Source organism: Amycolatopsis arida (assembly GCF_900115565.1).
Lineage (GTDB): Bacteria > Actinomycetota > Actinomycetes > Mycobacteriales > Pseudonocardiaceae > Yuhushiella > Yuhushiella arida.
In genome coordinates, this window is sequence record NZ_FOWW01000004.1 from 440,712 (window position 1) to 454,577 (window position 13,866).

General features: G+C 74.1%; 13 protein-coding genes. 8 read left to right on the forward strand and 5 right to left on the reverse strand.

Annotated features, from left to right (window positions below; genetic code table 11):
• Position 1 precedes the first annotated feature (1 nt).
• From BM051_RS15140 to BM051_RS15160, 6 genes are all read left to right on the forward strand, one after another.
• Positions 2 to 1,144 (forward strand): CaiB/BaiF CoA transferase family protein, encoded by a 1,143-nt coding sequence (locus BM051_RS15140; RefSeq protein ID WP_092530768.1) that lies wholly within the window; start codon positions 2 to 4, stop codon positions 1,142 to 1,144.
• Positions 1,145 to 1,381: 237 nt separating this feature from the next.
• Positions 1,382 to 1,549, forward strand: coding sequence for a hypothetical protein (locus tag BM051_RS29055; RefSeq protein WP_166677854.1), 168 nt, complete (start codon positions 1,382 to 1,384; stop codon positions 1,547 to 1,549).
• A gap of 325 nt (positions 1,550 to 1,874) precedes the next feature.
• On the forward strand, positions 1,875 to 2,363 hold the full coding sequence (locus BM051_RS15145) for a transcriptional regulator (RefSeq protein ID WP_092530769.1): 489 nt from the start codon (positions 1,875 to 1,877) through the stop codon (positions 2,361 to 2,363).
• 214 nt (positions 2,364 to 2,577) lie between these two features.
• Positions 2,578 to 3,540, forward strand: a complete 963-nt coding sequence (locus tag BM051_RS15150; RefSeq protein WP_425319718.1) for a lytic murein transglycosylase — start codon at positions 2,578 to 2,580, stop codon at positions 3,538 to 3,540.
• A gap of 35 nt (positions 3,541 to 3,575) precedes the next feature.
• Positions 3,576 to 4,013: a hypothetical protein gene (locus BM051_RS15155; protein ID WP_092530771.1), complete on the forward strand. Its 438-nt coding sequence runs from the start codon at positions 3,576 to 3,578 to the stop codon at positions 4,011 to 4,013.
• 29 nt (positions 4,014 to 4,042) lie between these two features.
• Positions 4,043 to 4,402: a DUF3817 domain-containing protein gene (locus BM051_RS15160; protein WP_092530772.1), complete on the forward strand. Its 360-nt coding sequence runs from the start codon at positions 4,043 to 4,045 to the stop codon at positions 4,400 to 4,402.
• Here BM051_RS15160 and BM051_RS15165 read toward each other — a convergent pair.
• From BM051_RS15165 to BM051_RS15185, 5 genes are read right to left on the reverse strand one after another with little or no spacing between them, the layout of a single operon-like run.
• The gene (locus BM051_RS15165) at positions 4,368 to 5,282 is read right to left on the reverse strand and encodes a spermidine synthase (protein WP_243859838.1); all 915 of its coding nucleotides are present in this window, start codon (positions 5,280 to 5,282) and stop codon (positions 4,368 to 4,370) included. The genes BM051_RS15160 and BM051_RS15165 overlap by 35 nt on opposite strands.
• 19 nt (positions 5,283 to 5,301) lie before the next feature.
• Positions 5,302 to 5,679, reverse strand: a complete 378-nt coding sequence (gene speD, locus BM051_RS15170) for an adenosylmethionine decarboxylase (RefSeq protein WP_092530906.1) — start codon at positions 5,677 to 5,679, stop codon at positions 5,302 to 5,304.
• Positions 5,657 to 6,844 (reverse strand): type III PLP-dependent enzyme, encoded by a 1,188-nt coding sequence (locus BM051_RS15175; RefSeq protein WP_092530908.1) that lies wholly within the window; start codon positions 6,842 to 6,844, stop codon positions 5,657 to 5,659. The genes speD and BM051_RS15175 overlap by 23 nt, the downstream gene beginning before the upstream one ends.
• 26 nt (positions 6,845 to 6,870) lie before the next feature.
• Positions 6,871 to 8,451, reverse strand: coding sequence for a solute symporter family protein (locus tag BM051_RS15180; protein ID WP_092530773.1), 1,581 nt, complete (start codon positions 8,449 to 8,451; stop codon positions 6,871 to 6,873).
• Positions 8,451 to 8,906 (reverse strand): DUF485 domain-containing protein, encoded by a 456-nt coding sequence (locus BM051_RS15185; RefSeq protein ID WP_092530774.1) that lies wholly within the window; start codon positions 8,904 to 8,906, stop codon positions 8,451 to 8,453. The genes BM051_RS15180 and BM051_RS15185 overlap by 1 nt, the downstream gene beginning before the upstream one ends.
• An 801-nt stretch (positions 8,907 to 9,707) precedes the next feature.
• Here BM051_RS15185 and BM051_RS15190 point away from each other — a divergent pair.
• Together BM051_RS15190 and BM051_RS15195 are read left to right on the forward strand one after the other, a co-directional pair.
• Positions 9,708 to 13,418, forward strand: coding sequence for a sensor histidine kinase (locus BM051_RS15190; protein WP_134046376.1), 3,711 nt, complete (start codon positions 9,708 to 9,710; stop codon positions 13,416 to 13,418).
• Entirely contained in the window at positions 13,415 to 13,864 is a 450-nt protein-coding gene (locus BM051_RS15195) for a roadblock/LC7 domain-containing protein (protein ID WP_092530775.1), read from the forward strand. Before BM051_RS15190 ends, BM051_RS15195 begins: the two co-directional genes overlap by 4 nt.
• The last annotated feature ends 2 nt before the right edge of the window (positions 13,865 to 13,866 follow it).

Sequence of the window (13,866 nt, forward strand, 5' to 3'; positions counted from 1 at the left end):
GATGAAGCCTGGCCCGCTGAGCGGGCTGAAGGTGGTCGAGCTGGCCGGGCTCGCGCCCGCGCCGTTCGCCGGTACGGTGCTCGCCGACCTCGGCGCCGACGTGGTGCGGATCGACCGCGCCAGCCCCGGTGCCGACGTGCTCGGCTTCTCCTACGACCCGCTGATGCGCGGCCGGCGCACCATCGGCGTCAACACCAAGTCGCCGGAGGGCGTGGAGCTGGTGCTCCGGCTGGCCGAGCGGGCCGACGTGCTCATCGAGGGCTTCCGGCCCGGCGTGGCCGAGCGGATGGGCCTCGGCCCCGCCGACGTGCACGCGCGCAACCCGAGGCTGATCTACGGCCGGATGACCGGCTGGGGCCAGGACGGGCCGCTGGCCACCGCAGCCGGGCACGACATCAACTACATCGGCATCGCCGGCGCGCTGGAGCCGATCGGCCGGGCCGGTGAGCGACCGGTCCCGCCGCTGAACCTGATCGGTGACTTCGGCGGCGGCGGGCTGTTCCTGGCGATGGGCGTGCTCGCGGCGCTGTACGAGCGCACCACGTCGGGCAAGGGGCAGGTCGTGGACGCCGCCATGGTCGACGGCGCGGCACTGCTCACCACGAGCCTGCACGGCATGCGCGCGTCGGGGGTGTGGCCGGGCGAGCGCGGCGACAACATGCTCGACGGCGGCGCGCCCTTCTACGACACCTACGAGACCGCCGACGGCAAGTACGTCGCGGTGGGCGCGATCGAGATGCGGTTCTGGGCCGAGCTGCTGACGGTGCTCGACCTCGACCCGGAGACCGTGCCGTTCCACCTCGACAAGAACGAGTGGCCGCGGCTGCGGGAGATCCTGACCGAGGCCATCGGCAAGCACACCCGGGACGAGCTGGTGCGCAGGGCGGAGGGCACCGACGCGTGCCTGACCCCGGTGCTGTCGCCGTGGGAGGCGCCCGAGCACCCGCACAACCGCGCGCGGGGCACGTTCGTCGACATCGGCGGGGTGATCCAGCCGGCGCCGGGGCCGCGGTTCGACCGCACCCCGCCGGCGGTGCCGGAGCCACCGCACGAGAGGGGGGCCGACACCGCCGACGTGCTCGGCGAGCTCGGCCTCGACGACGCCGAGCTCGAGCGGCTGCGCGCCGACGGGGTGGTGAGCTGAGCTGAACCGGCGAGCCGAACCCGTGGTGGGCGGGCGTGTCCGGTAGTGCGATCACGGCTGCTTCTCTAGAGTGGTGATCACACTCGCCGAACACGGGGAGTCATGGCGGCCGCCCATCCGCGTGATCATCGATCGCGTGTCCCGCGACACGGTGTACTTTTCGGAGGATGGTCGGGTCGCCGGCTGAGCACTGCGCCGCGCGGTGATCGCGGGGTGCACGACCGATCGGATGGAGCCATGTCGCCGGGAGTCAAGAAGGTCCTCGTCATCGGCGTCGTCGCGCTCGTCCTCTTCCTCTTGATCAGCCGGCCGACGGAGTCCGCGGAGGCCGTGCAGACCGCGCTCGGATGGCTGCGCGACGGCGCCGAGGCCCTCCTCACGTTCGTCCAGAACCTGTTCGCCTGACCCCACATCGCACCGGCCCGGCACGCCCTCGGGGCGCGCCGGGCCGGAGTGCTGCGCGCCCGAGCAGTGGCTACGGAGCGTCAGGGGACACCCGATGGCGATGTGAGGATCCACCATCCGGGTGGATTACGCCCCACAACCCCCTGGTCACTGGATTCCTTGGCGCGGGGGACTGGCGGAGCATCGGCGCCGGGTCCTACTGTGCTCACATTGCGTGATCGGTCGATTGCCTCGGAGCCAATCGCCGCACGCATGTTGGGCGCACCAGTTCCCGCGAGGCGGAACCAGTCCTGAACTACCCCAGTGCGTGGCTAAGGAGGCAGGGATGACGGGAGATCCCGGAGTGGACGCGTTGATCCAGCAGTGGGCGGCCGAGCGCGAGCAGAGCGCGGAGGACCGGGAGATCCACCAGATCGCCTCGGCGTGGTTGGCCGACGCCCCGGCGGCGGCTCCGGGCATCCCCGGCCAGCGGGAGCGCACCGGCGCGAACGGCTGGGTCAGGGTCGACTCCGCGGACCCGTCCTACGTCGCGGCCATGCGCCGCAGGCTGCCCGAGGTGCCCTACGACCTGCTCGCGGCGGCCGCGGGCTGGTGGCAGATGATCGGTGACGTCACCGAGGCCGAGGCCTGGTGGGACGCCGGGATCAGCCCGCTGGACCAGCGGGCGCTGGACTACCGCGCCGCCGGGCTCACCCCCGCCGACCTCGGTCGGCGGCTCGGGCCGCTGACCGTGCTGGAGCACCTGCGCCGCGGGAGCGCGCCGGCGTGGTGCGTCGCCCGGCTGTCCCGCCAGCGGAAGGACGCCGCGAGCTGAGCCGACCGGTGCCGGGGTGCCGGCACGGCACCGGCGGGACCGGCGGCCGTAACGCCACGCCGCACGGCGTCGTTGTGCTGATGACAGCGTCGGCGTGGTGGTGACACCCCGGCATCGGTTCGACAGGCCCGGTCGCGGGCCCGGTCTCGAAAGGCACCGCTTGTTGCACGGTATGTCCGAGCGCCCCGAGCCCGTCGGCGAGAGTCACGACGGCATCCCCGTGACCAATGTGATCACGGAGGCCTCCCCCGCCGATGGTGGTGCGGCCGTCCCCGGGGCCACCCGGACGGAACGGAGCCCGCGGCGGGGCATGGCCGCCGCGGGGCGGCTGGCCGTCGTCGTGTCCGTGCTCGCCGCGGCCGGGGGCGGGGTCTGGCTGGTCGGCAGGGCGGCCACCCCCGAGGCCGGACCCACGACCACCGAGATCCCGGCGCTCGAGGTGGCGGCGGCGCCGGTGGAGCCGGGCAGCGTCGCACCGGTGAGCAACACGCTCGACCGTCCGGCCGCGGGCGGTGAGACCGGGCCGGCGCCGGCGCGTCCCGGCCCGGCGACACTGGCCGAGTGGGCCGACCGGGCGGCGCCCGTGGTGGGTGTCCCGGCGCGGGCGCTGCTCGCGTACGGCAACGCGGAGCTGGCGATGCGGGCCACGCAGCCGGGCTGCCGGCTGTCCTGGGCCACGCTCGCCGGAATCGGCCGGATCGAGTCCAACCACGGCCGCTACGGCGGCGCGGAGCTGGGTGCGGACGGCCGGCCGTCGAAGCCGATCATCGGGGTGCCGCTGAACGGCTCGCCGGGCGTGAAGGCGATCGCCGACACCGACGGCGGGCAGCTCGACGGCGACGTGCCCAGCCCAGCAAGCGGCGAGGACGACGACGGCGGGCAGCTCGACGGCGACACCACCCACGACAGGGCGGTGGGGCCGATGCAGTTCATCCCGAGCACGTGGGCGCGCTACGCGGCCGACGGGGACGGCGACGGCAGGGGCGACCCGCACCAGATTGACGACGCCGCGCTGGCGGCGGCCCGCTACCTGTGCGTGGGCGGGCGGGACATGGCCAGCGCGCAGGGCTGGTGGTCGGGCATCCTGTCGTACAACAACTCGGTGGAGTACGCGCAGAAGGTGTTCGCCCTCGCCGACGGCTACGCCAAGTCCGCCCAGGCGGTCCACCCCGGCTGAGCCGCCGCCGGTGGGCCGGGTGCTAGCGTCGAGGTGTGCGTGACAGCTCCGTCCTGGCCCGCAGGCTCGCCATCGTCACGGTGTGCCTGACGAGTCTGGTGCTCTGCTGCGGGCTCGCCTGGTGGCAGTGGGAGCGGTTCTCCTCCGCGGGTGGCACCTTCCAGAACCTCGGCTACGTGCTGCAGTGGCCGCTGTTCGGGCTGTTCCCCATCTTCGTGTTCTGGCGGATGCGCCAGCTGCGCCGCCGCGCCGAGCAGCACGGCGCCGGGCAGCACGGCACCGGGCAGCCGGCGAGCGGCCGCGCCGAGTGGGGCCGCCGGCCGGCAAACGTGCCGGCGCCGAGGCCCGCCCCGGCGCCGGCGACCCGGCCCGCACCTCCCGCCGGCGAGCAGGACGACACCGACGACGAGTTGGCCGCGTACAACCGCTACCTCGCCGAGCTGCACCGGCGCGACCAGCGGCGCAACTCCTGACCACCGCACGAGAGGGGCCCGGCACCACCATGTCCACCGAAACCGGACCGACCACCGGAACCGAACCCCGGACACCCACCCGGGTGTTGCGGGGAACGCTCACCCGCTTCCGGGTGGCCGCCTACGTCACCGGTGTCGGCCTGCTCGGCCTGTGCGCCGTCATGGTGATCCGCTACGGCTTCGACAACCCCACCCCGTCGGCGGTCTACTCCCCGATCCACGGCGTGCTGTACATGATCTACCTGGTGCTCACCGTGGACCTCGCGATCAAGGCCCGCTGGTCGGTGAAGGGCGCGGTGCTCGTGCTGCTGGCCGGGTGCGTGCCGCTCGTCTCGTTCGTCGCCGAGCGCGCCGTCACCCGGCGGGTGCTGGCCGGTCGGAAGCTGTGACCCCGGAGCCGTCCACCCGCAGGCCGTGCGGCGGCACGGCGCCCCCGCGCAGCGCCTCGGCGTCCAGCGTCTCCGGACGGTAGCCGGCGGTCGGCAGCCGGCCCACCATCGTGCCCACCGGGTCGGCCAACCGGTCCACCCGGCCCGACAGGAACGCCCACTCGTGCTCGTCCGAGCCGAAGTACACCACCGTGCCGAACACCTCGTGGAACCGCCGCCACGCGCCGCGCAGCGTCGTGTTGCGCCACAACGTCGGGCAGCCCGCCTGGCAGACCACCACCCCGCCCGGCGCCAGCACCCCGGCGCAGCGGCGCAGGAACTCCGTCCCGTACAGCCGGTTGTGCTGCGCGTCCTGATCCGTGGTCTCGTCGGGAAGGTCGATCACGACCAGGTCGTAGCCGGCGTCGGACCCGGACGCCTCGGCGAGGAACGACCAGCCGTCCCGGTAGTGCACTCGTACCGGCCCCGTCCCGGCCTCGGCCACCGCGAGCTCGTCCGCCGTGTACCCGTAGGGCAGGTACTCGGCGCACGCGCGCACCGCGGCGCGGTCGATGTCCACGTGGTCCACGACGGCCGCGCCCTGCGCCACCGCGAGCTGGCTCACCACGCCCTCGCTCGAGCCGACCACCAGCACCCGGCGCACCTGGTCGGCCAGCAGCATCGGCGGCACCATCAGCGCCTCGTGGTACACGAGTTGGCTCAGCTCGCTGCTCTGCCGGTCGTCGTCGCAGAACAGGGTGACGCCGTGGGCGGTGCGGGCGATCACCACGTGCTGGTAGTCGGTGCGGGTGTCGAGCAGGACCTCGGACACCTCCCACGTCCGGGACAGGCCGGGGCCGAGCGGCTCGACGATCCGGGACAGGGCGCCGGTCTGGTTCACGCCTCCTCCTTCTCGGGTCTCAGGTGTGGGCCGGTTGCCGGCCGCGGGCGACCGTGGACATCCGCACCGACGTCGTCCGCAACGCCGTCGCGAGCAGCCGCACGGCGTGCTCGGGGTCCGCCCGGTCGCCGCAGGTGAACACGTCCACGAACACGGCCCCGATCTCGGGGTAGGTGTGCACCGAGGCGTGCGACTCGGCGAGCAGGGCGAGCACGGTGACCCCCTGCGGCTCGAACCGGTGCCCCACGACCTCGCACACGGTCGCGCCCGCCTCGGTCAGCGTGTCGGCGAGCGTTCCGCGCAGGAACGACAGGTCGTCGAGCAGGTCCGGCTCGATGCCGTCCAGCTCGGCGAACGTGTGCCGCCCCGCGAACTCACCGATCGGCCGGCGTTCCAGCTCCGGCACTGATCAACCTCCCTCCCAGTAGACAGTACGTACGCAGTGGTTCGATGCCGTTGAACGCCACCGAGGAGTAGCTGGCGGTGTAGGCGCCGGTGTTGCGCAGGTCCAGCCGGTGGCCCGCGCGCAGCGCCAGCGGCAGCCGGTACGGCGTGCGCTGGTAGAGCACGTCGTCGCCGTCACAGGTGGGACCGGCGAGTACCACGGGGCCGTCCCCGTCCCCGTCGACGTCGACCGGCTCGACAGGGTAGGTGATCGCCTCGTTCTCGGTCTCCGCGAGTCCGTTGTACCGGCCGATGTCGAGGTAGACCCAGCGCCGCGGGTCGGCGGGCGAGCGCTGGGTGACCAGCACCACCTCGGCGCGGATCAGGCCGGCCTCGGCGACGACGGCCCGGCCCGGCTCCAGCGCCAGCTCCGGAGGGTCGGTGAAGTGGGCGCGCAGCGCCGCGTCGATCCGCGCGGCGTACTCGGCGAGGTCGGGCGCCGGGCCGGTGTAGGGCACGGCGAAGCCGCCGCCGACGTTGAGCCGGCGCACCGGGACGCCCCGCTCCGCGGCCGCGGCCGCCACCCGGCCGGCGGCCGCGATCGCGACCTCCCACGCGGAGGCGTCGAGCTGCTGGGAGCCGACGTGGAAGGCCAGGCCCAGCGGGTCGAGGCCGAGGTCGGCAGCGCGGACCAGGAGGTCGGCGGCGCGCTCCGGCGGGCAGCCGAACTTCTGCCCGAACGGGGTCACCGAGTCCGGCGAGTCGGTGAGCAGCCGCACCGACACGGCCGCACCGGGGGCGTGCTCGGCGACGTTGGCCACGTCGGACTCGGCGTCGCAGACGAACTCGCGCACCCCGCGCGCCGCGGCCAGCGCGATCGCCGACGGCTTCTTGATCGGGTTGCCGTAGGACAGCGCCGCCGGGGCCGCGCCGCGGTCGAGGCACAGGTCGATCTCACCGGGGCTGGCCACGTCGAAGCCGGTCCCCGCGGCCACCAGCGCGTCGACGACCGCGGGCTCCGGGTTGGCCTTGACCGCGTACAGCACGCGGGCGCCGGGGAACGCGCCGGTCAGCGCACGGTAGCGGTCCAGCACGGTGTCGACGTCGATCACCAGGCACGGGGTCGGCGGGTCGTGGTCGGCCAGGAACCGGCGGATCCGGTGCGGCGTGTCCGTCAGTGTGTTCGTCACGGCCACCGAGGGTCTCAGGCGCCGATCCCGGTCAACGACCGGACCTCCATCTCGGCCCGCCGGCGCGGGTCGGCCCCGTCCCGCCCGACGAGGGTGCCCAGGAAGCCGCACAGGAAGGAGAACGGGATGGACACCAGACCCGGGTTCTTCAGCGGGAACCAGTGGAAGTCGACACCGGGGAAGATCGAGTCCGGGGCGCCGGACACCACCGGGGAGAACAGCACGAGCACCAGGCACGCGCCCAGCCCGCCGTAGATCCCCCACAGCGTGCCGGTGGTGTTGAACCGCCGCCAGAACAGCGTGTACAGCAACGTCGACAGGTTCGCCGACGCCGCGACGGCGAACGCCAGCGCCACCAGGAACGCGATGTTCTGCCCCTTGGCGAGGACACCGCCGACGATGGACAGCACGCCGACGACGATCGCGGTGACCCTGGCGACGCGGACCTCGGCGACCGGGTGGGCGACCCCGCGCTTCACCACGTTGGCGTACACGTCGTGGGCGAACGACGCCGACGCGGTGATGGTCAGCCCGGCCACCACGGCGAGGATGGTCGCGAACGCGACCGCGGAGACCACCCCGAGCAGCACCGTGCCACCGATCCGCAGGGCCAGCAGCGGCGCGGCCGAGTTCTCCCCGCCGGGCGCCGCGGTGATGGCCTCCGCGCCGACCAGCGCGGCCGCGCCGTAGCCGATGACCAGCGTGCACAGGTAGAACACGAACATGCACCCGGTGGCCCAGACCACCGATCGGCGGGCCTCGCGGGCGTTCGGCACGGTGTAGAAGCGCATGAGCACGTGCGGCAGCGCCGCGGCGCCGAGGATGAGCGCCACCGACAGCGACACGAAGTCGAGCTTGCTGGTGTCGTTGGCGCCGTAGAGCCCGCCGGGCTCGAGCAGGGCCTCGCCCATCGGGCTGTTGTCGGCCGCCGCGCCGAGCAGCGCGGACAGGCTGAAGCCGAACTTGCCGAGCAGGAAGACGGTGATGAACACCACGCTCAGGATGAGCATGGTGGCCTTGATGATCTGCACCCACGTGGTGCCCTTCATCCCGCCGACCAGCACGTAGAGCACCATCACCAGGCCGACGCCGGCGATGACCAGCGACTGCCCGAACCCGCTGTCGACGTCCAGCAGCAACGCCACCAGCCCGCCCGCGCCGGCCATCTGCGCGAGCATGTAGAAGAACGAGATCACCAGGGTGGAGGTGGCCGCCGCGGCCCGCACTGGTCGCTGCCGCATCCGGAAGCTCAGCACGTCGCCCATCGTGAAGCGGCCGGTGTTGCGCAGCAGCTCGGCGATCAGCAGCAGGTCGACCAGCCAGGCGACGAGGAAGCCGATCGAGTACAGGAAGCCGTCGTATCCGTGCACGGCGATGGCGCCGGCGATGCCGAGGAACGACGCGGCGGACAGGAAGTCACCGGACAGGGCGATGCCGTTCTGCCGGCCGGTGAACACGCTGCCCGCGGCGTAGTAGTCGGCCGTCGTGCTGTTGCGCGTGCTCACCCGGTAGACGACGTAGAGGGTGATCGCGACGAACAGCCCGAAGACGGCGACGTTCAGCAGCGGGTCGCCGGCGGCGAGGTCGGCCGGCATCAGTCGGCTCCCTCCGCCCGGTACCGGACCTCCGCCCGACACCGGATCTCGGCCACCGCGGGGTCGATCCGCCGGCGGGCGAAGCGCAGGTAGCCGGCGGTGATCGCGAGGGTGGAGGCGAACTGCAGCAGGCCCAGCACGATGCCGACGTTGACCGCACCGACCACCTTGGTGCTCATCAGGTCGTGCGCGAACGCGGCGAGCAGCACGTAGCACAGGTACCAGGCCAGGAACAGCAGGCTCATCGGGAAGACGAACCGGCGCAGCCGGCGGCGCACCGCCACGAACTCGGGGCTGCGCCGGATCTCCTCGTAGTCGGGCCCCTCCCGCGGTGGCGCCGGATCCGCGACCGGCGCGGCCGCGGCGGGACGGTCCGGGGGTCCGGACACGGCCGGCAGACGCGTGGTCTGCTCCTGCGCCGTGCTGCCCGCGGGGGAGGGCGCGACCTCGGGCATGGGGAAGTCCTCCGCTGGCGTCGTGGCGTGGTACCGCTCGGGCGTGCCGCATCGTAGCGACGCGGCTCGACCGATCCGGGGACGGGCTCGCCGGTGCGCCGTGAGTCCATGCGAGATGGGGTCGGGTGGGCATCGCCGCCGGTGCGGGCACGGCGCCGGAGGCGAAAACCGCTTACCGTTTCCGGCAAGATCGGGAGAGGAAGTGTCCTCCTCCTCCGGTTGCCGGCGGAGAACCACATCATCGGGGATACTTTTCGCCCACCTCCGCCCTGGTCGAGCACCCGCGGTGCGACTCGTCCGCCACCCGGCGGCCGCGCTAGGGCTAAGTGGGTGACCTGGCGGGCCGCGTGCCCGCGGATTCCGTAACCGAATTCGCGGGCAGGGCCGGCACCACCTGAATGAACGGCTTGAGAAAAGGTTCACAAATCCGTTTGTGCAGGTCAAAGCGCGAGCGTCGAGAGTAATTGTTTTCCACTCGATTGGTGTACGCTTCTTTGGCCACGTCGACCACTGTGATCGATACGGGTCGCGCCGGCGTCGGTGCCCGTGAAGCTGCACCGTGAACCTGCACGGGGAGGGTGCACGACGCGGTTGCACGTGCACCGACGACCACGGCGCCGGGGGGGTTGAGCGACACGGGATGATGTGGTCACGGGCCTGACCGACGACCACGCACGCACCATGGGTGAGAGGGACGGATCGCATGCGCGCCAGACCACGGACCACCGGCCGCACCGACCCTCGCGTACCGACCATGCCGGACAGGGAGTCACCTTCGTGACTGTTGCAGGACAAGGCCAAGTGCCTGTTGGGAAGCTCCTCGGGCAGCAGCCCGCGCCACGGTCGCGGTGGCGGGCACTGGTGGAGTGGCGGGACTGGAGCCTGCCGGCGAAGCTCGCCGCGGTGACCCTGGTGCCGTGCCTGATCGCGCTCGTGCTGGGCGTGGCGACCGTGGCCAACCAGGTCGAGCGCGCCGACGGCTACCAGCGGGTCGACCGGCTGGTGCGGCTCGACACCGAGGTGCGGACGGTGCTCGGCGCCATCCAGCAGGAGCGGGCGCTGACCACCCGGCTGCTGGCCGAGGGCACCGCGGGCAACTCGGCCGAGTTGGACACCGCCCGCGGCGCGGTGGACACCGCCGTCCCGGCGCTGGCCGCCGCGGCCGATCGGGCACTCGAGCTCGACCCGACCCTCGCCGGCGCGCGCCAGGAGGCGACCGACCAGCTCGGCCGGCTCGGCGCGCTCCGCGATCAGGTGGCGGCCGGCCAACTCGGCCCCGCGCAGGCGATCACCGAGTACGCCGCCGTCACCGGCACGCTGCTCCGGCTGGACGCCGCCGCGGTGTCGGGGATCAGCGACGCCGAGATCGGCCGCACCCCGCGGGCACTGCACGCGTTGACCGCCGCCGGCGACGAGCTGTCCGTGGAGCGTTCCTTCGTCGACTACGCGCTCTCCCGCGGCACGCTCACCCCGAGCGAGCTGAACCAGCTGCGCTCCACGGAGGTCCGGTTCACCGACCGGCTGGCCGACTTCCGCGCCGCCGCCACCGACGAGCAGCGGCGCGCCTTCGACGCGGCCGTGCCCGGCGCCGCGCTGGAGGCCCGCGACCGGCTGGTCGCGACCGCCCTCGGCGCGCAGGGCGGCGACGGGCAGGCGGTCGCCACGATCCCGGCCCAGGAGTGGGCCGACGCCTCGGGCGCGGTGGCCGCCGGGATCGCGGACGTGGCCTCCGGCATCGGCGACCGCCTCGCCGCCACCTCGGCCGAGCTGGTCGACGGGTCCAGCAGCGCGGCGGGCGTGCTGTCGGTGCTGCTGTTCGCCGCGTTCGTGCTGGCCGCCGCGGTCGTCTTCGTGATCACCCGGCACCTGCTGCGCTCGCTGCGCAAGCTGCGGGCCAGCGCCCTCGACGTCGCGGAGAACAAGCTGCCCGCCGCGGTGCACGACATCCAGGAGGGCCGCCCGCGGGGTACCGAGGTGGAGCCGATCGGCGTGCACGCCGGGGACGAGATCGCCGAGGTGGGCCGCGCCTTCGACGCGGTGCACCGGCAGGCGCTGCGGCTGGCCGCGGAGCAGGCCGCCATGCGCGCCGGCTACAGCAGCGTGTTCGTCAACCTCTCCCGGCGCAGCCAGAGCCTGGTGCAGCGGCAGCTGCAGCTGATCGAGCGGTTGGAGCGCGACGAGCAGGACGCCGACCAGCTCGCGACGCTGTTCCAGCTCGACCACCTGGCCACCCGGATGCGGCGGAACAACGAGAACCTGCTGGTGCTCTCCGGCGCCGAGCCGAGCCGCCGTTCCGGTCAGCCGGTCACCACGACCGACGTGCTGCGCGCGGCGGTGTCGGAGATCGACCAGTACCAGCGCGTCGTGGTGCGCACCCCTCCGGAGGCGAAGGTCGTCGGCTACGCCGCCAGCGACCTGATGCGGCTGATCGCCGAGCTGCTCGACAACGCCACCGCGTTCTCCGCGCCGGACACCCAGGTGGACGTGGTCAGCCGGCTCACCGACGACGGCGCGCTGGTGATCGACATCCTGGACAAGGGCATCGGCATGAACGAGGCCGAGGTGGCCGAGGCCAACGCCCGGCTCACCGAGGCCGGGTCGCTCGACCTCGCCACCTCGCGGCGGATGGGGCTGTTCGTCGTCGGCCGGTTGGCCAGCCGGCACCGTATCGGCGTGGCGCTGCACGGCGGCAAGGACATCGTGGGCATGCGGGCGACCGTGACCGTGCCCGCGGAGCTGGTGCTCGACGCGCAGAGGCAGCCGGAGCCCGTGGAGCCCGCCGCTCGGCCGCAGCCCGGTGCGCAGCTGCCGCGCCGCCGGCCGACCAACGGTGCGGTCCGTCCCGGGCTGATCGAGCAGCGGCTGGCGGGCCAGGCGCCGGAGCCGTCCGCGGCCTCCACCGGCAACGGCGTGGCGCCGGCCCAGCGCACCGCGGGGCCGCCCACGGACATGGAGGTCTCCGGCACCGCGCTGTTCAGCCCGATCGAGCGGGACGACCCGGCGCCGCGCCCGGCCGGGCCGCCGCCGGTCCCGGCGGCCGGCCCCCCCGAGCCGCGCCCCGCCCCGGACGCCGCGGGGACCGCAACCGGGCAGCCGGGCGAGGCGGAGCGGCCGGACCCGGCAGCCGGCTCGGTGACCGGGGAGATGGCGGCCGGCGACGTGGCGGCCGCCACGGCCGAGAAGAACGCGACCGAGCGCACCACCGAGCACGGGACGGTCGACCACGGGACAGCCGGGCAGGACGCGACCGGGCAGGACGCCGGGACCGCGGCCACCCGGTCGCCGACCACCCGGCCGCCGACCCGGCGGGCGGGAGCGCCCCGGCCGCGGCCGGGGCGGGGCGCCGAGGAGGCACTGCCGGCGGGCCGGGAGCTGTTCGAGGCCGGCGGCACGACGGTCAGCGACTGGTGGAGCGCCGCCACGGCGGCCGAGGCCGAGCGCGCGCGGCGAGCGGTGCCCGCGGCGGAGGAGACGACGCCGATCTTCGACGCCACCCTGTCGGCCTGGTTCCGGTCCGCCTCCGAGCCGGCGAAGCGCGAGTCCGACCCCGGGCGCACCGACAGCTGGGCCTTCGCCACGGACGAGAACTGGCGCACCGTGCAGGCGGTGACCCAGGCCGCGCCGTCCACCTACACGGAGGCCGGGCTGCCCCGGCGCCGGCGGGGTGAGCAGTTGTTGCCGGGCAGCGCGGGGCCGGCGGCCGACCGGACCGGGGCCGGGGACGCGGCGGCTTCCCCGCCCTCCTCGTCCGCCTCCGCTGCCTCGTCCGCCTCGTCGGGGGCGCGGCCGAGCCGGGCGCCGGAGGAGGTCCGCGGCCGGCTCAGCAGCTTCCAGCAGGGCGTCAACCGCGGGCGGCGGCGGAGCCACGCGGCCCGACCGGACGGGCCCGGCGCGGGCACCGGATCGACCGGGCCGCCCGGGGCGACCGGGTCCGGCTCCGCGGCGGCCACCGGACCCGGTGGCGCGCGGGGCCCGGGCGCGCCGGACTCCGCGGCGCGGGGCACCCGGCCACGGGACCAGGCGGGGATTCCGGTCCAGCAGCCGCCCCAGGGTCCGGCGGAGTCCGAGGGCAGGGAGGCCACCGAGACCACGGAAGCCACCGAGGCCACGGAGACCATCGAGGCCACCGAGGTCATGGGAGCCACCGAGGTCATGGGAGCCACCGAGGCCGCGGGGGCCGCCGAGGCCGGTGCGTCCCGGGACGAGGCGGCCCGGCCGACCGAGTGGAGCTTCGCCGCCGACGAGCGGATGCGGGCGGCACGGTCGGCGTCCGCGGCGCCGTCGAGCTACACCGAGTCCGACTACACCGGAGCCGGACTGCCCCGCCGCCGGCGGGGCGAGCAGCTGCTGCCCGGCAGCGCCGGCCCGCCGACCCCGGCGCGATCGCCGCGCCGCGACCCGAACGACGTGCGGGGCCGGCTCAGCAGCTTCCAGCAGGGCGTCCGTCGCGGCCGGCACCACACGGCGCCGCAGCCGGAGGACGGGAATTCCGAGAAAGTGGAGGGTGAATGACCTCGCCGGACAATGCACAGCCGCAGAACCAGTTCGGATGGCTGGTCAACGACTTCGCCGAACGGGTGCCGGGTGTCGCGCACGCGGTGGTCGTCTCCGCCGACGGCCTGCTGCTCACCGCGTCGAACCGGCTTCCGCTGGACCGGGCCGACCAGCTGGCCGCGGTGGCGTCCGGGCTGGTGAGCCTGACCCAGGGCGCGGCGCGCTGCTTCGAGGCGGGCGCGGTGAACGAGACCGTGGTGGAGATGGAGCTGGGCATCATGATCCTGATGTCCATCAGCGACGGCTCCTGCCTGGCCGTGCTCGCCGCGCCGACCTGCGACATCGGGCAGGTGGCCTACGAGATGACCCTGCTGGTGGACCGGGTCGGCCAGATCCTCACCCCGGAACTGCGCGCCCAGTTGCAGGGTGCCGGGGGCTCACTGATCGGCGAGCCGGTGGGATGATG